Source organism: Aquabacterium sp., assembly GCF_016195855.1.
GTDB lineage: Bacteria > Pseudomonadota > Gammaproteobacteria > Burkholderiales > Burkholderiaceae_C > Aquabacterium.
Map to the genome: position 1 here is coordinate 278,091 of NZ_JACPYU010000016.1, position 22,460 is coordinate 300,550.

The window sequence follows — 22,460 nt, forward strand, 5'->3', positions numbered from 1 at the left end:
AGCGCGCGGCTCACACGACCTGTGCCCTGTCGGCTTACGGGTGAACCCGATTAGTCCTTCTTGACTTCCTTGAACTCGGCGTCGACCACATTGTCGTCGGCGGGCTTGGCCTGTTCGGCGCCAGCGGCACCTTCGGCACCGGGTGCACCGGCAGCGCCTTGGGCAGCCTGCATGTCGGCGTACATCTTCTCGCCCAGCTTCTGGCTGGCGGTCATCAGGGCATTGGTCTTGGCCTCGATGTCGTCCTTGTCCTCACCCTTGAGGGCTTCTTCGACTTCCTTGATCGCGGCTTCGATCTTTTCCTTCTCGGCCGCATCCAGCTTGTCGCCGTACTCGGTCAGGGACTTGCGCACGCTGTGGACCAGGCCGTCGCCCTGGTTCTTGGCCTGAACCAGCTCGAGCTTCTTCTTGTCTTCGGCGGCGTTGAGCTCGGCATCCTTGACCATCTTCTGGATCTCGTCTTCCGACAGACCCGAGTTGGCCTTGATGGTGATCTTGTTTTCCTTGCCGGTGCCCTTGTCCTTGGCGCTCACGTGCAGGATGCCGTTGGCGTCGATGTCGAAGGCCACTTCGATCTGGGGCACGCCACGCGGTGCGGGCGGGATGCCTTCGAGGTTGAACTCGCCCAGCATCTTGTTGCCCGAGGCCATTTCACGCTCGCCCTGGAAGACCTTGATGGTCACGGCAGGCTGGCTGTCGTCGGCGGTCGAGAAGGTCTGTGCGAACTTCGTCGGGATCGTCGTGTTCTTGGTGATCATCTTGGTCATGACACCGCCCAGGGTTTCGATACCCAGGGACAGCGGGGTCACGTCCAGCAGCAGCACGTCGGTACGGTCACCGGCCAGCACCTGGCCTTGCACGGCAGCGCCCACGGCCACGGCTTCGTCAGGGTTCACGTCCTTACGGGGCTCCTTGCCGAAGAATTCCTTGACCTTCTCCTGCACCTTGGGCATGCGGGTCATGCCGCCGACCAGGATGATGTCCTGGATGTCGCCCACGGACACGCCAGCGTCCTTGATGGCCATGCGGCAAGGCGCGATGGTGCGCTCGATCAGCTCTTCAACCAGGCTTTCCAGCTTGGCGCGGGTCAGCTTGACGTTCAGGTGCTTGGGGCCGGTGGCGTCTGCCGTGATGTAGGGCAGGTTGATATCGGTCTGGGCGCTGCTGGAAAGCTCGATCTTGGCCTTTTCAGCGGCTTCCTTCAGGCGTTGCAGGGCCAGCACGTCCTTGGACAGGTCAACGCCTTGTTCCTTCTTGAACTCGGAGATGATGAAGTCGATGATGCGCTGGTCGAAGTCTTCGCCGCCCAGGAAGGTGTCGCCGTTGGTCGACAGCACTTCGAACTGCTTTTCGCCGTCCACGTCGGCGATTTCGATGATGGACACGTCGAACGTGCCGCCACCCAGGTCATACACGGCGATCTTGCGGTCACCGGCGCCATGCTTGTCCAGGCCGAAGGCCAGTGCGGCAGCGGTGGGTTCGTTGATGATGCGCTTGACTTCCAGGCCGGCGATGCGACCAGCGTCCTTGGTAGCTTGACGTTGTGCGTCGTTGAAGTAAGCCGGCACGGTGATGACGGCCTCGGTGACTTCTTCACCCAGGTAGTCTTCGGCGGTCTTCTTCATCTTGCGCAGCACTTCGGCCGACACTTGGGGTGGCGCCAGCTTCTTGCCGCGCACTTCAACCCAGGCGTCGCCGTTGTCGGCAGCCGCGATGGTGTAGGGCATCAGGTCGATGTCCTTTTGCACTTCTTTTTCGGTGAACTTGCGACCGATCAGGCGCTTGACCGCGTACAGCGTGTTCTTGGGGTTGGTCACAGCCTGGCGTTTGGCCGAGGCGCCAACCAGCACTTCACCATCTTCCTGATAGGCGATGATCGACGGCGTGGTGCGTGCACCTTCGCTGTTCTCGATCACCTTGGTGGTGTTGCCTTCCATGATGGCCACGCACGAGTTGGTGGTGCCCAGGTCGATACCAATGATCTTGCCCATTTAGATAGCTCCTATCGAATTTGCTTTGGAAGCCCGCTTGATTGAAGTCGGCTCCCGCTTGTTGTCTGATATGTGAACGACCGTACGCTTTTCAAGTCCCTGTTCGGACAAAACAGGGCGGTATGGGTCGATTTCCAGTTTATTTATTTGGGTGCAGCCACGGTGACCAGGGCAGGGCGCAGCACGCGATCGGCAATGGAGTAACCCTTTTGCAGCACGCCCACCACGGTATTGGCCTCCTGGTCGGCAGGCACCATGCTGATGGCCTGGTGGATATTGGGGTCGAACTTCGTGCCGGCGGGCGGGTTGATCTCCAGCACCTTGTTGCGCTCCAGGGCCGAAGCCAGTTGGCGCAACGTGGCCTGCACGCCTTCCATCACGGTTTCGACGGGGGTATCAGGCTTGGCGGCGTGGGTGGCCAGGGCAGCTTCCAGGCTGTCGCGCACGGGCAGCAGGCTGTCGGCGAAGGACTCGACCGCGAACTTGCGGGCCTTGCTGATCTCTTCTTCCGAACGGCGGCGGATGTTTTCACCTTCGGCCTTGGCGCGCAGGTAGGCGTCGGACACCTCGGCATGCTTGGCGATCAGTTCGGCCAGTTGCTGCTCGACGGGAACGTAGCCGACTTCTTCAGGCGCGCCGGGGGTGCCGGGTTCTGCTTGGTGCTCAGGGGTGGCAGACGTGTCGCTCATCTCGCTTCTTCTCGAAATTAAGGTTTGTTGATTGCGAAAACCATGCGCATGTCAGGGCAGGGGCGCCCATTTCAAGCCTGGGATTCCAATAAATTTGTAACAAGGCCAAGCGTGGGATTGTCGCAGGCCTTTGGTCCGCCGAGCTTGATCTGGCTGCGGATTTTTCGGACGGGCCAGTTTGCGCCTGTTCGTCGCTGTTTGTCGCTACTCGTCGATGCTGGCGGACCAGCGTTGCCAGTCGGCGAGTTGGCGGCGGTCGCGCTTGGTGGGGCGGCCTTGCTCGATGCTCTCTGCCGGCTCGCCGGCCAGTTTGCGCTGCTCGGTGAACAGCGCCTTGCGGGCGATGCTTTCTGCGGTTTCTTCGTAGAGTTGCTGGGCTTGCGGGGCGGGGCCACGCACGGTGCTCAAGGCCCGGATGACGACGGTGCGGGTCAGGGCACCCTGGCGGATGTCAACGCGGTCGCCTGTTTTCAACTCGCGCGAGGGCTTGGCCACCTGGCCATTGACCTGGATGCGGCCCTTGTCGATGTCTTCGGCGGCCAGGCTGCGGGTCTTGTAAAACCGAGCGGCCCACAACCATTTGTCCAGTCGCAGGCGTTCGGCCAATCCAGGCAGGGAGCGGGTGTCTTCTTTCATCGTCAGGTGTGACTTTACTGCGCGTTGCCGCCTCGTGTCATCCGGCGCACCAGGAAGCGGGCTGGGTCGAGCGCATCACGCAGGTCCACCTCCACGGGGCAGGGGGAGCCGGTCACCCAATGGGCGAGCAGTTCGGCGGCCAGGCAACTCCAGGTGATGCCGCGTGAGCCCAGGCCGGTCAAGGCATACAGCCCACCACGTTCCCCGCGCTGGCGTGGGATCAGGCGGACCTGGTCCAGCCGGCGGTGCTTTTGGGCCGATGTGGTTGGTGATGCCAGGCGGGCCTGGCTCCAGGGCAGGGCGCCAACCAGGGGCAGGCGATCAGGTGTGGTGGCACGCCAGGCCGTCCGGCCTTGCAGGTGCCCGGGCAAGGCGGCAGATTCGGGCCACTCGGGTGCGGCACCCAGTCGTGCGGCCTGACGCAGGTTGTGACGGTGGTCGGCTTCGCGCACGGCAGGGTCGTCATCGTGGTGCTGGGTGGTGGCGCCGCACAACAAGGTGTCATCGGGCAGGGCCAGCACGTAGCCACTGCCAGCCACCGGCAGCAAGGGGCGCTTGAAGCCGGCCGGTGAGTTCAGCGGCATGTTGGAGATCTGGCCTCGTACCGCACTCAAAGGCAAAGGGTGCACGGCATGCTCGGCAGGCAGGCTGCCCAGCAAGGCGGAGGACTGCGTGGCGCTGCAGATCACCAGCGTGGGGGCTGACGCCAGCGCTGCGCCTCGATGCAGTGCCTGCCAGTCACCCTGCTCAGTCTGCCGGATGGCGCTGACCTGCTGGCCCCACAGGCACTGCAACAAGGGTTGACCGGCGCGTTGGAGCGCCTGAGCGGACTTCAACATCAAGCGGGCCATGCCTGCGGGATGCAGCCAGCCGCCTTGATGAAACAGCCAGCCGCCGCTGTCCACGGGCAGGCCCGAAAGGGCTTGCGCCTGGGCCTGATCCAGCCATTGAACGTGATCGGGCGGCAGGGTTTGCCGCGTGAGCCAGTCGCGTGCCTGCTCGGGTGTGGTCTTGGCGTCCAGCCTGAGCAGGCCGTCAGCCTGTCCTGCCAGGAGGCCTTCGTCGATCCACGCTGCTGCCTGGCGCCAGGTGGCCATGGCTGCGGCACGGTGAGCTCGTGCGTGGATGCCATCTTCTGCATGCAGCACGCTGTGGAACATGCCGCCCGGGTTGCCTGAGCCTTCTTCTGCAGGGCCCTCGTGCTGGTCAATCAGGGTCACACGCCAGCCCTCCAGGCACAGGGCGCGAGCTGCCGCGCACCCCGCCAGGCCCGCACCGATGACGATGGCGTGGCGGTCTTCATCTCGATCGGGCGGTGGGTGCCAGCCTCCTGCTTGCAAGGGCGGCGTGAAGCGAGGCTTGTAGACCGCGTGCAGCATGTGGGGCTTGTAGGCAAAGCCCTGGATGCGCTCGACCTCGAAGCCCGCTCTGGTCAATGCGTCGCGAACTGGCCGCGCGCAGGACCAGGTGGCGGCTGTGCTCCCGGGAGCTGCCAGGCGGTTCAGGCGAGACAGCAGGCCCTCGTCCCACATCTGTGGGTTCTTGGCCGGCGCGAAACCGTCCAGGTAGAAGGCATCCACACTGGCGACAAGGCGGGGCAGCAGGTCGGCCACATCGCCCAATCCCAGGATCAGGCTCACGCGCTGCCCGGATGATTGCTCAAGCGGGTTGGCGCCCTGATCGGCCCGATCAAAGTGCAAACAGTGCATGCCCGGTGTGAGTGCGGGCCAGGCGTTGACCAGTTGCTGCGCCAGTTCGAGGCGTGCCGCGCGGTCGGCCGCGCTCATCTTGTTCAGGTCGACCACGGAATCGTGAGCCGCCTCATGCGTGCCTTCACCCGTGTCGGGGCTCGGCAGGCCGTGCACCTGAGCCAGGTCTTCTCGGCGCAGGGGGTGCTTCTCGATCGACATGAACACCAGGTGATCGCAGCGCTGCGGGTCGGCGCGCCATGCGGCCCAGGTCGCCAGGAAGTTGTTGCCCAGGCCAAAGCCGGTTTCCAGGATCACGAAGCGGGTACGCCCTTGCCATCGTCCAGGCAGACCATTGCCGGCCATGAAGACGTGCTGGGCCTGTGCCCATGCACCCACAGCGGGGTGATACAGATCGTCATACAGCGGCGAGTAGGGCACACCCGCCGCATAGCCCTCGGAGACTTCCCCGAGGGCTGCAGGCAACACGGTCATCGCTTACTGGGCCACCCAGCCACCATCTACGTTCCACGCCACGCCACGCACGTTGTCCGCACCTGGCGAGCACATGAACACGGCCAGATCCCCGAGTTGCTCGGGCGTGACGAACTGCAGCGAGGGTTGCTTCTCGCCCAGCAGGTCCTTCTTTGCTTCGTCGATGGTGATGCCGCCCTTGGCTGCACGGTCGTCGATCTGCTTTTGCACCAGCGGGGTGAGCACCCAACCGGGGCAGATGGCATTGACCGTGACGCCGGTGGTGGCGGTCTCCAGTGCCACCGACTTGGTCAGGCCGATCAAGCCATGTTTGGCCGCCACGTAGGCTGACTTGCCAGCAGAGGCCACCAGGCCGTGGGCCGAGGCCAGGTTGATGATCCGGCCCCAGTTCTTGGCGCGCATGCCAGGCACGGCCAGGCGCATGGTGTGAAAGGCCGAACTCAGGTTGATGGCGATGATGGCATCCCATTTCTCGATGGGGAAGTTCTCGACATTGGCCACGAACTGGATGCCGGCGTTGTTGACCAGGATGTCCACGCCGCCAAACTCGGCCTGGGCATAGGTGAACAGCGCTTCGATCTCGGCGGGCTTGGACATGTCTGCCCCGTTGTAGCCCACCTTGATGCCATGGGCCTGGCCCGCGGCCATGACAGAAGCCTTGGGCGCCTCGACGTCGCCAAATCCGTTCAGAATGATGTTGGCGCCCTGCGCAGCCAGCTTTTCAGCGATCCCCAGACCGATCCCACTGGTGGAACCTGTCACGAGGGCGGTTTTTCCTTTCAACATCTCGGGCCTCCTGTCGGCAAGAAGAAACACAATGTGGACTGGCCCATTATCTGACGACACACCCAAGCGTATTGCCATGACCAGCACTCAAATCGACACATCACCTGCACCCACCATCGAGCCGGTCCTCAAATATGTGACCTGCCCTGGTGCGAGCAAGACCGATGCCCAGACGCACCGCATGGCTTACTGGCAGTGGGGTGACGAGTCCAATCCGCGCATCCTCATCTGTGTGCATGGCCTGAGTCGTCAGGGCAGGGACTTTGACAGCGTGGCGCGCAGCCTGTGCGACCAGTATCAGGTGATCTGCCCGGATGTGGTGGGGCGTGGTCATTCGGACTGGCTGGCCGACCCCAAGGGCTACCAGGTGTTCTCGTATGTGTCCGACATGGTTGCCTTGATGCAACAGTTGCGCGCGCAGGTCAAGGCCACGGAGCCCCTGGACATCGACTGGCTCGGCACCTCCATGGGTGGCCTGATCGGGCTGGGCTTCTCGACCCTGCCGCCTGAAGTCAGCGGCGTGAAGTTGCGTAAATTCGTGCTCAACGACGTGGGCCCCAAACTGCGCTACGAAGCCATGTTGCGCATTGGCGAGTACCTGGGCCAGCCCATGCGCTTTGACAGCGAGCAGCAAGCAGCCGACTACCTGTGGAGCATCTCCACGGGCTTTGGCCCCCACACCCCCGAGCAATGGCTGGCCTTGTCTCGCCCCTTGCTGCGCCCGGCGCCCGATGGCCAGGGCCTGGTGCTGCACTACGACCCGGCGTTGGCCGAGCCCTTCAAGACCATCACCGAGGAGAGTGCGGTCAGTGGTGAAGCCATGCTGTGGCAGGTGTACGACGCCCTGACTTGCCCGGTCATGCTGCTGCGTGGCAAGAACTCCGACTTGCTCGACCACGACACCGCCACGTCCATGACCCAGCGCGGCCCCAAGGCCCAACTCATCGAGTTTGACGGGGTTGGTCATGCCCCGATGTTGAACAACCCGACTCAACTTGATCCCCTGAAGAAGTTTTTGCTTGCATGAAAACTGGTCTCCTGAACCCGGTCACGTCGAACACCGATGCCCATGCTCACGCGCCCATCGTGGAGTTGGCAGAGATGGCGCCTGGCGTCGAGTCGGGTGCGCAGCAGCCGGGCGGCTCGCTGCCAGATCAGCTGCTGGGCAGGGCGCGTGCGTTTGCCGAGCCCCTGCTGACTGGTCAGCGCTTTGACACCGGTGAAGATGCCCTGGCCCATGCCGATGGGGTGAGCTTCATCCTGCAAGGCATTGGTGCGCCGCCGTCCTTGAGGGCGGCCGCTTACCTGGTGTATGCCAGCGTCTATCTCAATCAGCCCGAGGATGTGATCGCGCGTGCGTTCGGGCCGGATGCCGCAGGCCTGGTGGCCCACACGCGCAAGCTGGTGCAGATCCAGCGCAATGCCCGCGACGCCATGGGCGATGAGTCCGAGGGTCCTTTGCCTGCCGAGCAGGTGGAGCGCATCCGCAAGATGCTGCTGGCTTTCTCGCGGGACCTGCGCGTGGTGCTGCTGCGCCTGGCCTCGCGCCTGCAAACGCTGCGCCACTATGCGCAAAGCAAGCTGCCTTGCCCGCGTGCCTTGGCGCGCGAGTCCATGCAGGTGTTCGCGCCGCTGGCCAACCGTCTGGGCATCTGGCAGATCAAGTGGGAGCTGGAGGACCTGTCCTTCCGCTTCCTGATGCCCGATGCTTACAAGGACATCGCCAAGTCATTGCACGAAAAGCGGCTTGAGCGCGAGCACCACATCGAGCAGGTGCGCGATCAGCTGGCGCAGGCCATGCACGATGCGGGCATCCATGCGCAGGTGCAGGGGCGCCCCAAGCACCTCTACAGCATCTGGAAGAAGATGCAGGGCAAGGGCTTGTCCATCGACAAGGTGTTCGACATCCGGGCCCTGCGCGTGATCGTGGATGATGTGCCCGCGTGTTACGCCGCGCTCAGCCGTGTCCACGAGGTCTGGCACCCTGTGGCCGACGAGTTCTCGGACTACATCGCCCGGCCCAAGCCCAATGGCTACCAGTCCTTGCACACCATCGTGAAGGACGAGCAGGGCCGCTTCATCGAGGTGCAGATCCGCACCCAGGCCATGCACGACCACGCTGAAAGCGGCGTGGCGGCGCACTGGGCCTACAAGGAGGCGGGCACCAAGGGCTATGCAGGCGTGCAGGCCGCGGGCGATTTTGAGAGCCGTGTGGCCGAGGCGCGCAAGACGGTGCTGCGCCAGCTGCTGGCCTGGGAGCGAGACCTGGCTGCGGCAGATGGCGAGCAACAAGGCTCGGCGGGCAGCGGCCTGTTCGAGGACCGCATCTACGTGTTCACGCCAGGCGGGGAGATCATCGACCTGCCGGCCGGCGCCACCCCGATCGACTTTGCCTACACCCTGCACACCAATCTGGGCCATCGTTGCCGTGGCGCCAAGATCGACGGTGCCATGGTGCCCTTGAACACCGCCTTGCAAAGCGGGCAGACCATCGAGATCGTCTCCGTCAAGGATGGCGGCCCTTCCATGGACTGGCTCAACGCCGACCTGGGCTACCTGCGCAGCCACCGTGCGCGCTCCAAGGTGCGGGCCTGGTTCAATGCGCTGGCGCAGCAAGCTTGCATCGCGCGTGGCCGGGAAGCCGTTGAAAAGCTGCTGCAACGCGAGGGCAAGACCGCGACCAAACTTGAAGATCTGGCCGCGAGCCTGGGCTTTCGCAATGCCGATGCCTTGTTCGATGTGGTGGGCAAGGACGAATACTCGCTGCGCAACATCGAGCAGCATCTGCGCCCGGCCGAGCCCGAGCCTGATCCCGATGAGTTCCTGGCCCATCGCCTCTCAAAGGGTGATGCAAAGCTGGGTGGTGGGGAAGGCCGTGGTGTGCTGGTGGTCGGTATGGACTCGCTGCTCACGCAGCTGGCGCGTTGCTGCAAACCCGCACCGCCTGACGCCATTGGCGGCTTCGTCACCCGCGGCAAGGGCGTGGCTGTGCACCGGCTCGATTGCAGCAACTTCAGGCAGATGGCGGGGCGCCACGCCGAGCGCATCATCCCGGTGACCTGGGGGCGCCAGGCCACAGCGGCTTCCGCGCAGTACGCGGTGGACCTGATGGTGGAAGGGCATGACCGTACCGGCCTCTTGCGTGACGTGTGCGACGTGCTCGCACAGGGCAAGATCCACGTGCTGTCCCTGCACAGCCAGGTGGTGCGCGAACGCATCACCATCACCTTGACCGTGCAGACGGCCGACACCGCCAGACTGGGTGCGATGTTGGCAAAAGTGTCACAAATCAACGGCGTCTTGCGCGCACGCAGAAAATGATGCTATAGTCATGGTCTTGCAGGCGCTTAGCTCAGTTGGTTAGAGCACCACCTTGACATGGTGGGGGTCGTTGGTTCGAATCCAATAGCGCCTACCATCACCTTCAGTGATGGGACCAAATTGTCGTTGCCAGATACCCCTCTACCGGCCTCCCTACCAAGGGCTTAGCTGGCAAAACCGAAAACCGCTCACAAGGCGGTTTTTTTATTTCCGGCGTTTGTCTCCAGTGTTGTGCCAGATGTCGTGCACATGGTCGTGTCACGTGCTCGGGCGAGAATGCGCTTTTCTCAAGACGAACACGGAGGGGCCATGCGGAAGTGGCTGGTGCGTGGCCTCATGCTGGGGCTGACGCTGTTGATGGCGCTCGGAGGCGCCTGGTTCATCATGGCGCACGCCGCCAATGCCGATGCAGAGCCTGTTCCGCCGGAGCTCGCCCGCGAAGCATTCAAGCGCAGCGTGGTCTGGATGAGCGCGCATGAGCAAAAGGTGCTGGGCGATGGCAATGCGGCCTTGTGGTGGATGGTCAGCACGGCGGCAGAGCGCTCGGGTGACCCCAGATTGCAGTCGCTGGTCAAGCGCTCTATTGAGCTGTCTTACGGTGGGGCGAACGCCACATCACCGTGGCGCAGGCTGGTCGAGCCGGGTGCCAGCATCGAGTTGCGCGACCGCATGATCGAGGGGTTGCAACCCTATCAGCGCTTTTATTACTACTCGGCCACCTGTCGGCCAGTCGAGGCGGACCAGAGCGGCTTGGGCTCCGAGCAGTTCATCGAAGGCAATGTGTGCCAGCCGATGTGGCGCAAGGTGCTGCTGAGCGACAACGTGTGTACAACGCACCAGTTGCTGGGCATTCGCATGGCCAGGCGTTCGGGTTGCCCGTTGAGCCCCCAAGTCGCTGCACTGGAGTCGGAACTGATTGACGACATTGCCCTGCAGTTGCGGCTTGATCCGGTCTTTCGGGACGCCTACATCCAGCGCGTGCTGACCATGCAATGGGTGGCGGGCCCGCAACATGTGAAACCCATCTGGCTCAGGCGCGTGCTTCAGGCCCAGCGTGCCGACGGCGGCTGGAGTGGTGACCGCTTTCTGCTCGGCCTGCCTGGCTGGTTGCAGCCGGCTGCATTCAGACAATGGATGAGCGCGATCATGCCCAGCCGCTTCCCAGCCGGGGAGCCCGAGTCCGAGTTCCATGCAACGGCACAGGGGCTGCTGCTCATGGCGCTGGCCATGAGCCCGCCATCTGCAAGCGTGTCGGATCGGTAACGGCTGCGAGGCAAGATGGCGCCGATCACGGCCGCAGGCGCCATTACGCTCCTACAATGCACTCAACCTAAAGGAGACGGTCATGAGCGCAGCCCCGAAAAGTCGCCGCACGAACGCCGAAGACGGCGACGCGTTGCCGCCGGAAGGTGAGGCAGCGGCCGAGGCGCCTGTCGGAGTGCGTGCGATCAAGAAGTACCCGAACCGTCGCCTCTACGACACCCAGACCAGCAGCTACATCACCTTGTCTGACGTCAAGGACATGGTCATGGCCTGCGAGCACTTTGTGGTGGTCGATGCCAAAAGCGGTGAAGACATCACCCGCAGCATCTTGCTGCAGATCATCCTGGAGGAGGAAACGGCCGGCGTGCCGATGTTCTCGACCCAGGCGCTGGCCCAGATCATCCGCTTCTATGGCCACACCATGCAGGGGCTGATGGGCAACTATCTGGAACAGAACATCCAGTCCTTCATCGACCTGCAATCGCGCCTGACTGAAAACTCGGTGATCAACCTGCAGAACCCGCTGATGCAGAACTTCATGGGCGGCTACATCGAGCAGTCCCGCCAGATGTTCACGCAGATGCAGGAGCAGATGAGCAAGCAGGCTGAAACCTTGATGGGCAATCTGGGCGCTGGCCTGACGCCCAAGAAATAAGCCCCAGGCCTCTCCTGGCTGTGCGTCAGAGCAGAGGCGCAAGGACGGCCCACACCTGATCCAGCATGATCGGGTGTCCCTTGGGCAGCGGATGAATGCCGTCAGCCTGGAACCAGTCACGCGCATCGGGCCTGTCGGCAATGCCTTTGAGCAGGAAGGGCACCAGGGCGGTGTGCCTGTCCTTCGCCAACTGCGTGAACATGGCTGAAAAGTCTTCCGTGTAGCGCTTGCCGTAATTGGGCGGCACCATCATGCCCACCAGCACGACCTGCGCGCCAGCTTGCTGGCTGGACTGGATCATGGCCAGCAGGTTCTCCCGGCTGCTCTTGAGCGACAGGCCTCGCAGTGCATCGTTCGCGCCCAACTCAATCACCACATGCGTGGGCTTGTGTTGCTGCAACAGCGGCCCCAGGCGTGTTCGCCCACCCGATGTGGTCTCGCCGCTGATGCTGACGTTGACGACCTCGCTGGCCATACCTTTGTCTTTCAAGCGGGCCTGCAGCAGGTTGACCCAGCCTTTGCCGCGGGGCAGGCCATACTCGGCAGACAGGCTGTCGCCCATGACCAGAATCGTGTTGGTGCGCGCCTTGGCTTGCGCCATGCCCATTGCGGTCAACAACCCCGTGGCAGCCAGGATCAGCGCGCGTCGCTTAAAGTCGGTCTTGATCTGATTCATCTTTCGAGCCGAAGGCTTTCCAACGTTCGAGCACATGACGTCCATTGCATCCAGCCAGACCCCATCGCCCGCGCCAGCCATCGTTGTGCACGACCTCAACAAGGTGGTCGAGGACTCCAGTGGCCCCTTGACCATTTTGCACAATATCTCGCTGACGGTGCCGGCTGGCGAGTCGCTGGCCATTGTGGGGGCATCAGGTTCGGGCAAAAGCACGTTGTTGTCACTGCTGGCCGGGCTGGACACCCCCACCAGTGGCCAGGTGATGATGTGCGGGCACAGCTTGTTCGACATGAGCGAAGACGAGCGTGCCGCGCACCGCGCCAGTCATGTGGGTTTCGTTTTCCAGAGCTTTCAACTCATCGCCCACCTCAGCGCGCTTGAAAACGTCATGCTGCCGCTGGAGCTGCGCGGCGACCGCGAGGCCCGGCGCAAGGCGACCGCCATGCTGGAGCGCGTGGGGTTGGGCGCCCGGCTGCGCCACAGGCCTGCGCTGCTGTCAGGCGGTGAGCAGCAACGCGTGGCCCTGGCTCGGGCCTTTGTCATGCACCCAGCCATCCTGATGGCCGACGAGCCCACCGGCAGCCTGGACCACGCCACGGGGCAGTCGATCATGGACCTGATGTTCGAGCTCAACCGCGAAAACGGCACCACCCTGATCCTGGTGACGCACGACGTCCACATCGCCCAGCGCTGCCACAGCCAGATCCGGATCAGCGCGGGGCAGATCATCCACGACATCAGCGGTTAGGATGCCGGCATGAGTCTCAAACTGCTATTTGGCTTCCATGCCGTGTCGGTGCGCCTGAAGGTTGCACCCAAGTCCATCCGCGAGTTGCACGTTGACGCCACCCGGCGCGATCAACGCATGAAACAGTTTCTGGCCAAGGCCGAAGAGGCGGGCCTGCGTGTCATCGACAGCGATGACGACAAGCTGCAGAAGCTGGCGGGCACGCACCGCCACCAGGGCGTGGTGGCGCGGGTCGAGGCCATCCAGCAGAGCAATTCACTGGACGACCTGCTGGACTCGCTGACCGAGCCCGCACTCTTGCTGGTGCTCGACGGCGTGACCGACCCGCACAACCTGGGCGCCTGCCTGCGCGTGGCCGATGGCGCCGGCGCGCACGCCGTGATCGCTCCCAAGGACCATGCGGTGGGCATTAATGCCACGGTGGCCAAGGTGGCCAGCGGTGCGGCCGAAACCGTGCCGTACTTCATGGTGACCAATCTGGCGCGCACGCTGACCGAGCTCAAGGAGCGTGACATCTGGATCATCGGCACCTCTGACGATGCGCCCCACAGTCTGTACGAAGGCCGTGACTTCAAGGGGCCTGTGGCCTTGGTGCTGGGCGCCGAAGGCGCGGGCATGCGCCAACTGACGCGCAAGCACTGTGATGAGCTGGTCAGCATCCCGATGTTGGGCGGCGTCTCCAGCCTGAACGTGTCCGTCGCCAGTGGCGTGTGCCTGTACGAGGCGCGCCGCCAGCGCTTGGCTTGATCTCATCCAGCAGACGCCGCGGATCCGGCTACGCCGGTCCGCTGGCGTGCCTTGCAGGCCGCGCCAAGACTGAAGCCTTGGCCCTTCGCCAAGCAGGGAACGTCCGCAGGACCTTCCCTGTCTAGGCTCAGCCCCCTTGAGGGGGAGGGACGAAGGCGCTTCGGGGGTGGGTCATCTTCTGAGCCCACCAGCTCAAAGCCCAGGCCACGATCATCAAGGCCAGGCCCAGCCAGTGCAGCTTGCCATAGCCATGCTGGGTCAACACCCAGCCACCGCCCGAAGCTCCCACCGCATGGCCCAGGTAAATGGCCGATGTGTTCAAGGCCATCAGGGCAGGCGCCAGCCGCGGTGACAAACCGCCCAACCGCGCCTGTTGGCCCGAGTTGGTGGCAAAGCCGCTCAGGGCCCATGGCACCAATACCAGGGCGAGCAAGGGCAGGGTATGGCCAAGCGGCCAAGCCAGCAGGCTGAGCACCATCATGCTCAAGGTGATGGTCACGGCGGGTGCCGCCCCCATGCTGTCCACCACGCGGTTGAGCACCAGGTTGCCTGCCAGGGCCAGGCAGCCGAACCAGGCAAACATCAGGCTGATCTGCTCCGGGCCGGCGCCAAACTCATATTTGTAAAGCGGGGCTGCGTAGGCCAGCACCGTGAACTGCCCGGCACTCTGGCATGCGGTCACCAGCACCACGGCCATGAGCAAGGGTGAGCGAAACACCTTGCGCCAGGCGCGCATCGACAAGGCTGGGGGCCGAATGCCGGCAGGCAGGCTTTTGTGCACCATCCAGGCCGCCAGCAGGCCACCGGCTGCCACCAGCATCATGGCCAGTCGCCAGCCCATGCGCTCGCCGATCCATGCAGCCATCGGCATGCCCGCCACCGACGCAATGGACCAGCCCATGAACACAAAAGTGATGTGGCGCCCACGGTGGGCCGGCGTGCTCATGAAGCCCATGGTCGCAGCTGCCTGTGGCGTGAAGATGGCGGCCGACAGCACGGTCAAGGCGCGCAGGGGCCAGAGCCACTCGTAGTCGGGGGCCAGTGCGCACAAGGCATGGCCCAGCGCGTACCAGACCATGGTCCAGGTCAGCAGCTTGCGGCGGTCCATGTGGGCCACGGCCGCGGCCAGCAAGGGTGCGCCCACACCCATCATCACCGCGGCAATGGCAATCAGGTGGCCGCCTTGGGTCACGCTGATGCCCAGTGAGCGTGTCAGGTCATTGAGCGTGCCGCCCACGACCATCACGCCGCAGCCGATCACGAAATTGCCTGCCAGCAGCGCCCAGCGCGCTGCGTTCATGCTCTGACGGGAGAGGGCGCGTTCGAGCTCCAAGTCAGGCGGGCCTCAGTGGTGAACCTTCAGGGCCTCAGGATTGACGATGTTCGTCGGGGTGCCGGCGATGAAATTCAGCAGGTTGTCGAACGCCGTGCTGAACAGCTGCTCGTAGTTGTCTTGTTCAACGAAGCCGATGTGCGGCGTGCACACGGCGTTTTCCAGGCGCAGCAAGGGGTGGCCTTGCAGGATGGGCTCGCTTTCAAACACATCCACCGCGGCCAGGCCGGGGCGGCCGCGATTGAGCGCAGCCACCAGGGCGCCGTCCTGCAGCAGTTCGGCGCGCGAAGTGTTCACCAGCAGGGCAGTGGGCTTCATGCGGCTGAGGTCATCCAGCGTGACCAGGCCCCGCGTGCTGTCAGACAGGCGCAGGTGCAGGCTCAACACATCGCTGGCTTCGAAGAAGGCTTCGCGCGTCGGTGCCGGGATGTAGCCGTCGGCCTTGGCCTTGGCCCGCGAGGCCTCGCTGCCCCACACGGTGACGTGCATGCCAAAGGCCTTGCCATAACCGGCGACGAGCTGGCCAACACGCCCATAGCCCCACACGCCCAGTGTCCTGCCCTTGAGCGACAGGCCCAGCCCGAAGTTCACCGGCATGGACGCCGATTTGAGGCCGGATTGCTGCCAGGCACCATGCTTGAGGTTGCCGATGTACTGCGGCAGGCGGCGCATGGCCGCCATCACCAGCGCCCAGGTCAGCTCAGCTGGCGCATACGGCGAGCCCAGCCCTTCAGCTACGGCAATGCCGCGCTGCGTGCAGGCTTGCAGGTCGATGTGGCTGCCCACGGGGCCTGTCTGGCAGATCAGCCGCAACTTGGGCAGCTTTTCCAGCAGGGATTGGGGGAAGTGCGTGCGTTCACGGATCAACACCAGCGCTTCGGCATCACGCAGGCGCACGGCCAGTTGCCCGGTGCCTTTGACCGTGTTGGTGAAGACCTTGGCAGCCAGTCCGTCAAGCTTGTTGGCGCACTGCAGCTTGCGGACGGCGTCCTGGTAGTCGTCGAGGATGATGATGTTCATGGGGCTGTCGGCAGTCCAGCCCGTCATTTTGCTACGGCTGACAACAAACCTGCCCGATAGGGGCAAGATTTGTCTTCACCAGGACGTGACTTTGCCGTGGCGCTGCTCTTCACGGCTCGAAGAGCGGACCGGGAAATGGCTGTCCAGCGCATCCAGGCGCAATTGGGCCTCGATCTGGCCACGGTGGACCGAGATCACGCGGAACACATCGGCACGCAGGTGCCACAGTTCGCGCAAGGAGCGGGCTTGTTCAACCAGGCTGCGGACCTGATTGGCGCGCAGGGATTGCAGATCCCACATCGCGGAGTTGAACTCTGATTTCACTTTGCGCAAGCCCGTGGCGGGTGCGGGTGTGCGAGGCAGCTCATCCATGTCCCACAGCCAGCACCAGAAGCCGGAGGCCCAGGCCTTCCAGAGCGGCCGGCTGCGTGAGAAGAGGGAAGGGGGCACCACTTGCGCCCGACGATGACCCAGGCCAGAAGGCGTGCCCTCGCTGTGAACAAAGGCGTCGTCCGCAGAGGCCGGGCCGCATTTGACCGAAGTCAGCGCGGGGCGGGCTGCAGCCGCTTGTTGTTCAACGGGTGCTGCTGCGTCGTCGTTCGAGAAGAAGAATGAAGCCATGTCGCCCTCAAGGATTGCGCTTTACCCAGCGGTTCGTCCTTGGTATCGGCTGCTTGGGGCGCGGGCTTGAGGGTGCTTGAGGCCCGGAACACGTCTCAAAATGGCGTGGTTCTCACACCTTGAAACGTTTGACGATGAACTTGCTCAAGGCGTGAATTTGTCTCAGGCGAGCACAAGCGGGATGGTGCGTGCGGCCTGGCGGGTGGCTTCCTCGGCGCAGGCGGCGGCCAAGGTCTCGCGTGCGCAGCTTTCGCAACGGCCGCAGCAGGTGGCGGCGCCCGTCTCCATCTGCAATTCCTCGAAGGAGTCGCAGCCAGCCACGGCCAGGCGCTTGATGTCGCGGTCAGACACGCGGTTGCAGACACACACAATCATGATCACCACCTGGCAAGAGATGCAATGCGTTCATTCTAAATGAGAATGATTCGTATGCAATCACTTGATCAGGCGGTTTGTAGGGGCATTGTTCAGCTGCTCACGTCGCCCATCATGGACTGCAGGTAGTTGGGCAAGCCCACCTTGTCGACCAGATCGATCTGGGTCTCCAGGAAATCGATGTGCTCTTCGGTGTCGTCCAGGATCGCTTGCAGCAGATCGCGGGACACGTAATCGCGCACCGACTCGCAGTACGCGATGCCATCCTTGATCGTGTCTTGCGCGCCGCTCTCCAGCTTGAGGTCGCACGCCAGGAGCTCGGGCACGTCCTCGCCGATCATGATCTTGCCCAGGTCCTGCAGATTGGGCAGGCCATCGAGCGTGAAGATGCGCTCCATCAGCTTGTCAGCGTGCTTCATCTCGCCGATGGATTCTTCGTATTCCTTCTTGGCCAGCTTGTCGAAGCCCCAGTGTTTCAGCATCCGGTAGTGCAGGAAGTACTGGTTGGTGGCCGTCAGCTCATTCTTCAGTTGAGCATTGAGGTGCTCGATGACTTTGGGGTCGCCTTTCATGGAATCCTCACTGATGCAGACGCGTGGCTGCGGGGGTTGATGACTTGTCGGTGACAGGATCGGTTATACTCCTAAGGTTTACCCGCAACCACCCCCCGCCTAGCGAAACCCCCTCGTTTCCTTTACTGGACTCGAACTTGTCACGTCCGTACGACGCGCGTACAGATGTCAAGGGCAGAGCTGGGCGCGCACAACAAACGGAGAATGAACCCGTGCTGCCCGTACTGCCCCAAGCTCTTCTGGCCCTCGCAGACGGCACGGTCTTTCTAGGCACTTCGATCGGCGCTGCCGGTCAGACAGTCGGCGAAGTGGTGTTCAACACCTCGCTCACCGGCTACCAGGAAATCCTCACCGACCCGAGCTATTGCCGCCAGATCGTCACCTTGACGTATCCGCACATCGGCAACTACGGTGTCAACGGTGAAGACGTCGAAGCCTCGAAAGTCCATGCCGCTGGTCTGATCATCAAGGATCTGCCCATCCGCACTTCCAATTTCCGTCAGACCCAGACCCTGTCGCAGTACCTGCAAGCTCAAGGCACGGTCGGCATCGCCAACATCGACACCCGCAAGCTGACCCGCCTGCTGCGCACCAAGGGTGCCCAAAATGGCGCCATCATCGCCTTGCCGGTCGGCCAGGCCGTGACCGATGCGCTGATCGCCGAGGCCATCGCCAAGGCCAAGGCCGCCCCCAGCATGGCTGGTCTGGACCTGGCTCAAGTCGTGTCGCGCACGGAAGTCGAAAGCTGGACCGAAACCGAGTGGAAGCTGGCCAACCCCGAGCTGGATGGCAAGCCAGGCTTTGGCAAGCAGACGGCGCCCAGGTTCCACGTGGTGGCCTATGACTTCGGTGTCAAGCGCAACATCCTGCGCATGCTGGCCGAGCGCGGCTGCAAGGTCACTGTGGTGCCCGCCAAGACGCCTGCTGCCGATGTGCTGAAGTACAAGCCCGATGGCATCTTCCTGTCCAATGGCCCTGGGGACCCCGAGCCTTGCGACTACGCCATCGCCGCCACCAAGGAACTGATCGAAACCGGCATCCCGACTTTTGGCATCTGCCTGGGTCACCAGATCATGGCCCTGGCCTCTGGCGCCAAGACCTTCAAGATGAAGTTCGGCCACCACGGCGGCAACCACCCCGTGAAGGACCTGGACACCGGCCGCGTCAGCATCACCAGCCAGAACCACGGTTTCGCTGTTGACGAGAAGACGCTGCCGGCCAACCTGCGCGCCACGCACGTCTCTTTGTTCGACGGCACGCTGCAAGGCCTGGCCCGCACCGACAAACCCGCTTTCTGCTTCCAGGGTCACCCGGAAGCCTCGCCCGGACCGCATGACATCAGCTATCTGTTTGATCGTTTTGTTGCGCTGATGGAGAAGAACTGACATGGCAAAGCGCACCGATCTCAAGAGCATCCTCATCATTGGCGCCGGCCCGATCATCATTGGTCAGGCCTGTGAATTCGACTACTCCGGCGCACAGGCTTGCAAGGCCCTGCGTGAAGAGGGTTACAAGGTCATCCTGGTCAACAGCAACCCTGCGACCATCATGACGGACCCGAACACGGCCGACGTCACCTACATCGAGCCCATCACCTGGCAGGTGGTCGAGCGCATCATCGCCAAGGAGCGCCCTGACGCGATCCTGCCGACCATGGGTGGCCAGACCGCGCTGAACTGCGCGCTCGATCTGCACAAGCACGGCGTGCTGGACAAGTACAAGGTCGAGATGATCGGTGCCAACGAGCACGCGATCGAAAAGGCCGAAGACCGCCAGAAGTTCAAGGAAGCCATGACCAGCATTGGTCTGGACTCCGCCAAGTCGGGCATCGCCCACTCGCTGGAAGAAGCCTGGGCTGTGCAAAAGCGCATCCAGGCCGACATCGGTGGCGCTGGCTTCCCGATGGTGATCCGCCCCAGCTTCACGCTGGGTGGCACGGGTGGTGGCATTGCCTACAACCCTGAAGAATTCGAGGAGATCTGCAAGCGTGGTCTGGACCTGTCCCCGACCAAGGAGCTGCTGATCGAAGAGTCCCTCATCGGCTGGAAAGAGTACGAGATGGAAGTGGTTCGCGACAAGGCGGACAACTGCATCATCGTGTGCTCGATCGAGAACCTGGACCCGATGGGCATCCACACCGGTGACTCCATCACCGTGGCCCCGGCTCAGACCCTGACCGACCGCGAATACCAGTTGCTGCGCAACGCCTCGCTGGCCATCCTGCGCGAAATCGGCGTGGAAACCGGCGGCTCGAACGTGCAGTTCTCGATCAACCCGGACAACGGCCGGATGATCGTGATCGAAATGAACCCCCGCGTGTCGCGCTCGTCTGCGCTGGCATCCAAGGCCACCGGCTTCCCGATCGCCAAGATCGCCGCCAAGCTGGCCATCGGCTACACGCTCGATGAGCTCAAGAACGACATCACCGGTGGCGCGACACCGGCTTCGTTCGAGCCTTCGATCGACTATGTGGTCACCAAGATCCCGCGTTTCGCTTTCGAGAAGTTCCCGCAGGCCGACAGCCGCCTGACCACGCAGATGAAGTCTGTGGGCGAAGTGATGGCCATGGGCCGCACCTTCCAGGAATCCTTCCAGAAGGCCCTGCGCGGCCTGGAAACCGGCATCGATGGCCTGACCGAGATCAGCAACGACCGCGAAGAGATCCTGCAGGAAATCGGCGAAGCCGGTCCCGAGCGCATCCGCTTCCTGGGTGACGCCTTCCGCATTGGCCTGAGCCTGGATGAAATCTTCGAAGAAACCAAGGTCGACCCCTGGTTCCTGGCTCAGATCGAAGACATCATCAAGACCGAGGCCGAGGTCAAGGCGCGCAAGCTGGAAACGCTGAGCGCCGCCGAGATGCGTTACCTGAAGCAAAAGGGCTTCTCGGATCGCCGCCTGGCCAAGCTGATGGGCACCAACCAGCATGACGTGCGTCGCGCTCGCCACGCCCTGAACGTGCGCCCGGTCTACAAGCGCGTGGACACCTGCGCTGCCGAGTTCGCCACGCAAACCGCCTACATGTACTCGTGCTACGAGACCGAAGGCGGCGAGTGCGAAGCCGAACCCACCGACAAGAAGAAGATCATGGTGCTGGGCGGTGGCCCGAACCGCATTGGTCAAGGTATCGAGTTCGACTACTGCTGCGTGCACGCCGCGCTGGCCATGCGCGAAGACGGCTATGAGACCATCATGGTCAACTGCAACCCCGAGACCGTCTCGACCGACTACGACACCTCCGATCGCCTGTACTTCGAGCCCGTGACGCTGGAAGACGTGCTGGAAATCGTCGAAAAGGAAAAGCCGGTTGGCGTGATCGTGCAGTACGGTGGCCAGACGCCTTTGAAGCTGGCGCTGGACCTCGAAGCCAACGGCGTGCCCATCATCGGCACCTCGCCTGACAGCATCGACATCGCCGAAGACCGCGAGCGTTTCCAGGCCTTGCTGCACAAGCTGGGCTTGAAGCAGCCGCCCAACCGCACTGCCCGTACCGAAGAAGCCGCCCTGGCCCTGGCGCAAGAGATCGGCTACCCGCTGGTCGTGCGCCCGAGCTATGTGCTGGGTGGCCGCGCGATGGAAATCGTGCACGGCGACAAGGACCTGGAGCGCTACATGCGCGAAGCCGTCCGCGTCTCTGACAAGTCGCCCGTGCTGCTGGACCGCTTCCTGAACGACGCTGTCGAGGTCGACGTGGACTGCATCAGCGATGGTGCCGACGTCATGATCGGCGGCATCATGGAGCACATCGAGCAAGCTGGCGTGCACTCCGGTGACTCGGCCTGTTCGCTGCCTCCCTACACGCTGTCGCAAGCGCTGCAGGAAGAGCTGCGTCGCCAGACGGCCTTGATGGCCAAGGCCCTGAATGTGGTCGGCCTGATGAACGTGCAGTTCGCCATCCAGGGTGACGTGACCAAGGGCCTGAATGACGCCACGGTCTATGTGCTGGAAGTGAATCCCCGCGCTTCACGTACCGTGCCTTACGTGTCCAAGGCGACCGGCCAGCCGCTGGCCAAGATCGCCGCGCGCTGCATGGCTGGCCAGAAGCTGAGCACACAGAAGTCGCCGGACGGCAAGGCCCCGCGCGAAGTCGTGCCGCCTTACTTCACCGTCAAGGAAGCCGTCTTTCCGTTCAACAAGTTCCCGGGTGTGGACCCCGTCCTCGGCCCTGAAATGCGTTCGACCGGTGAAGTCATGGGCGTGGGTGTCACCTTCGGCGAAGCCATGCTCAAGAGCCAGCTGGGTGCCGGTTCGCGCCTGCCTGAAAAGGGCACGGTCTGCATCTCGGTGAAGGATGGTGACAAGGCTCGCGCCGTGGTCGTCGCCAAGGATCTGGTGGCGCTGGGCTTCAGCGTGGTGGCCACCAAGGGCACGGCTGCAGCGATTGCCGCTGCAGGTGTGCCGGTCAAGCCGGTGAACAAGGTCAAGGATGGCCGCCCGCACATCAGCGATGCCATCAAGGCAGGCGAAATCCAGCTGGTCTTCACGACCGTGGATGAAACCCGCACCGCCATCGCCGACTCGCGCAGCATCCGGCAGGCCGCTCTGGCCAACCGGATCACCTACTACACCACCATGGCTGGCTGCGAAGCCGCTGTGGAGGCCATGAAGCACCAGGACGATCTGGTGGTGTATTCGCTGCAAGAGTTGCACGCCAAACTGCACTAAACTGCGAGTTCTGCCTGGGGCATCCGTGCTCCGGGCAGGGATCCAGACAAGCATCCAGTCAAACAGAAGGGCCGCGCCCGGCACCGTCAAAAGATGGTCAAGGTCGCGGCTCCGTTCTTTTGTGTAGCCCTGATCGCGTGTGTGAAGCGCAGGGCACCGATTCGATTCAAGAGAGACGCGCA

19 protein-coding genes and 1 tRNA gene are annotated in these 22,460 nt (G+C 63.2%); 9 read left to right on the forward strand and 11 right to left on the reverse strand.

Annotated features, from left to right (window positions below; genetic code table 11):
* Nucleotides 1-50: 50 nt before the first annotated feature.
* From dnaK to HY019_RS14680, 5 genes are all read right to left on the reverse strand, one after another.
* A complete protein-coding gene (gene dnaK / locus HY019_RS14660; protein WP_290693410.1) occupies nt 51-1,991 on the reverse strand; it encodes a molecular chaperone DnaK in 1,941 nt (646 codons plus the stop codon).
* 143 nt (nt 1,992-2,134) lie between these two features.
* Nucleotides 2,135-2,680 (reverse strand): nucleotide exchange factor GrpE, encoded by a 546-nt coding sequence (gene grpE, locus HY019_RS14665; protein WP_290693413.1) that lies wholly within the window; start codon nt 2,678-2,680, stop codon nt 2,135-2,137.
* A gap of 204 nt (nt 2,681-2,884) precedes the next feature.
* Nucleotides 2,885-3,316, reverse strand: coding sequence for an RNA-binding S4 domain-containing protein (locus HY019_RS14670; RefSeq protein WP_290693416.1), 432 nt, complete (start codon nt 3,314-3,316; stop codon nt 2,885-2,887).
* Nucleotides 3,317-3,330: 14 nt separating this feature from the next.
* Complete coding sequence (mnmC, locus tag HY019_RS14675) at nt 3,331-5,493, reverse strand: FAD-dependent 5-carboxymethylaminomethyl-2-thiouridine(34) oxidoreductase MnmC (RefSeq protein ID WP_290693419.1); 2,163 nt, start codon at nt 5,491-5,493, stop codon at nt 3,331-3,333.
* Nucleotides 5,494-5,502: 9 nt separating this feature from the next.
* On the reverse strand, nt 5,503-6,285 hold the full coding sequence (locus HY019_RS14680; RefSeq protein WP_290693422.1) for a 3-hydroxybutyrate dehydrogenase: 783 nt from the start codon (nt 6,283-6,285) through the stop codon (nt 5,503-5,505).
* 76 nt (nt 6,286-6,361) lie between these two features.
* Between HY019_RS14680 and HY019_RS14685 the strand changes: the two genes are divergently transcribed.
* The 5 genes from HY019_RS14685 to phaR all read left to right on the forward strand — a co-directional run bounded on the left by HY019_RS14685 (nt 6,362) and on the right by phaR (nt 11,524).
* Entirely contained in the window at nt 6,362-7,312 is a 951-nt protein-coding gene (locus tag HY019_RS14685; RefSeq protein ID WP_290693425.1) for an alpha/beta fold hydrolase, read from the forward strand.
* A 74-nt stretch (nt 7,313-7,386) separates the two neighbouring features.
* A complete protein-coding gene (locus HY019_RS14690; RefSeq protein ID WP_290694219.1) occupies nt 7,387-9,606 on the forward strand; it encodes a bifunctional (p)ppGpp synthetase/guanosine-3',5'-bis(diphosphate) 3'-pyrophosphohydrolase in 2,220 nt (739 codons plus the stop codon).
* Between the two features lie 20 nt (nt 9,607-9,626).
* Nucleotides 9,627-9,703, forward strand: a tRNA-Val gene (locus HY019_RS14695).
* Nucleotides 9,704-9,915: 212 nt separating this feature from the next.
* The gene (locus tag HY019_RS14700) at nt 9,916-10,869 is read left to right on the forward strand and encodes a hypothetical protein (RefSeq protein ID WP_290693428.1); all 954 of its coding nucleotides are present in this window, start codon (nt 9,916-9,918) and stop codon (nt 10,867-10,869) included.
* Between the two features lie 82 nt (nt 10,870-10,951).
* A complete protein-coding gene (gene phaR / locus HY019_RS14705) occupies nt 10,952-11,524 on the forward strand; it encodes a polyhydroxyalkanoate synthesis repressor PhaR (RefSeq protein WP_290693431.1) in 573 nt (190 codons plus the stop codon).
* A 25-nt stretch (nt 11,525-11,549) separates the two neighbouring features.
* Here the strand turns inward: phaR and HY019_RS14710 are convergent, their stop codons facing one another.
* Entirely contained in the window at nt 11,550-12,131 is a 582-nt protein-coding gene (locus tag HY019_RS14710; protein WP_290694221.1) for an arylesterase, read from the reverse strand.
* A 103-nt stretch (nt 12,132-12,234) separates the two neighbouring features.
* On the opposite strand from HY019_RS14710, the gene HY019_RS14715 reads away from it, so the two are divergent.
* Together HY019_RS14715 and rlmB are read left to right on the forward strand one after the other, a co-directional pair.
* Nucleotides 12,235-12,948, forward strand: a complete 714-nt coding sequence (locus HY019_RS14715; protein ID WP_290693436.1) for an ABC transporter ATP-binding protein — start codon at nt 12,235-12,237, stop codon at nt 12,946-12,948.
* Nucleotides 12,949-12,957: 9 nt separating this feature from the next.
* Nucleotides 12,958-13,695 carry a 23S rRNA (guanosine(2251)-2'-O)-methyltransferase RlmB gene (rlmB, locus tag HY019_RS14720; RefSeq protein ID WP_290693438.1) on the forward strand — a complete coding sequence of 246 codons (738 nt, stop codon included), beginning with the start codon at nt 12,958-12,960 and terminating at the stop codon, nt 13,693-13,695.
* A 127-nt stretch (nt 13,696-13,822) separates the two neighbouring features.
* Here rlmB and HY019_RS14725 read toward each other — a convergent pair whose 3' ends face one another.
* The 5 genes from HY019_RS14725 to bfr all read right to left on the reverse strand — a co-directional run bounded on the left by HY019_RS14725 (nt 13,823) and on the right by bfr (nt 17,616).
* Nucleotides 13,823-14,995, reverse strand: coding sequence for an MFS transporter (locus HY019_RS14725; RefSeq protein ID WP_290693441.1), 1,173 nt, complete (start codon nt 14,993-14,995; stop codon nt 13,823-13,825).
* Nucleotides 14,996-15,040: 45 nt separating this feature from the next.
* On the reverse strand, nt 15,041-16,048 hold the full coding sequence (locus HY019_RS14730) for a D-2-hydroxyacid dehydrogenase family protein (protein ID WP_290693444.1): 1,008 nt from the start codon (nt 16,046-16,048) through the stop codon (nt 15,041-15,043).
* A gap of 75 nt (nt 16,049-16,123) precedes the next feature.
* Nucleotides 16,124-16,669 (reverse strand): hypothetical protein, encoded by a 546-nt coding sequence (locus tag HY019_RS14735; RefSeq protein WP_290693447.1) that lies wholly within the window; start codon nt 16,667-16,669, stop codon nt 16,124-16,126.
* 162 nt (nt 16,670-16,831) lie between these two features.
* Entirely contained in the window at nt 16,832-17,044 is a 213-nt protein-coding gene (locus HY019_RS14740) for a (2Fe-2S)-binding protein (protein ID WP_290693450.1), read from the reverse strand.
* A gap of 92 nt (nt 17,045-17,136) precedes the next feature.
* The gene (bfr, locus tag HY019_RS14745) at nt 17,137-17,616 is read right to left on the reverse strand and encodes a bacterioferritin (protein ID WP_290693453.1); all 480 of its coding nucleotides are present in this window, start codon (nt 17,614-17,616) and stop codon (nt 17,137-17,139) included.
* A 212-nt stretch (nt 17,617-17,828) separates the two neighbouring features.
* On the opposite strand from bfr, the gene carA reads away from it, so the two are divergent.
* Both carA and carB read left to right on the forward strand, forming a co-directional pair.
* Nucleotides 17,829-19,001: a glutamine-hydrolyzing carbamoyl-phosphate synthase small subunit gene (carA, locus tag HY019_RS14750; RefSeq protein WP_290693457.1), complete on the forward strand. Its 1,173-nt coding sequence runs from the start codon at nt 17,829-17,831 to the stop codon at nt 18,999-19,001.
* Between the two features lies 1 nt (nt 19,002).
* Nucleotides 19,003-22,278 carry a carbamoyl-phosphate synthase large subunit gene (gene carB / locus HY019_RS14755; RefSeq protein ID WP_290693459.1) on the forward strand — a complete coding sequence of 1,092 codons (3,276 nt, stop codon included), beginning with the start codon at nt 19,003-19,005 and terminating at the stop codon, nt 22,276-22,278.
* Nucleotides 22,279-22,460 lie beyond the last annotated feature (182 nt).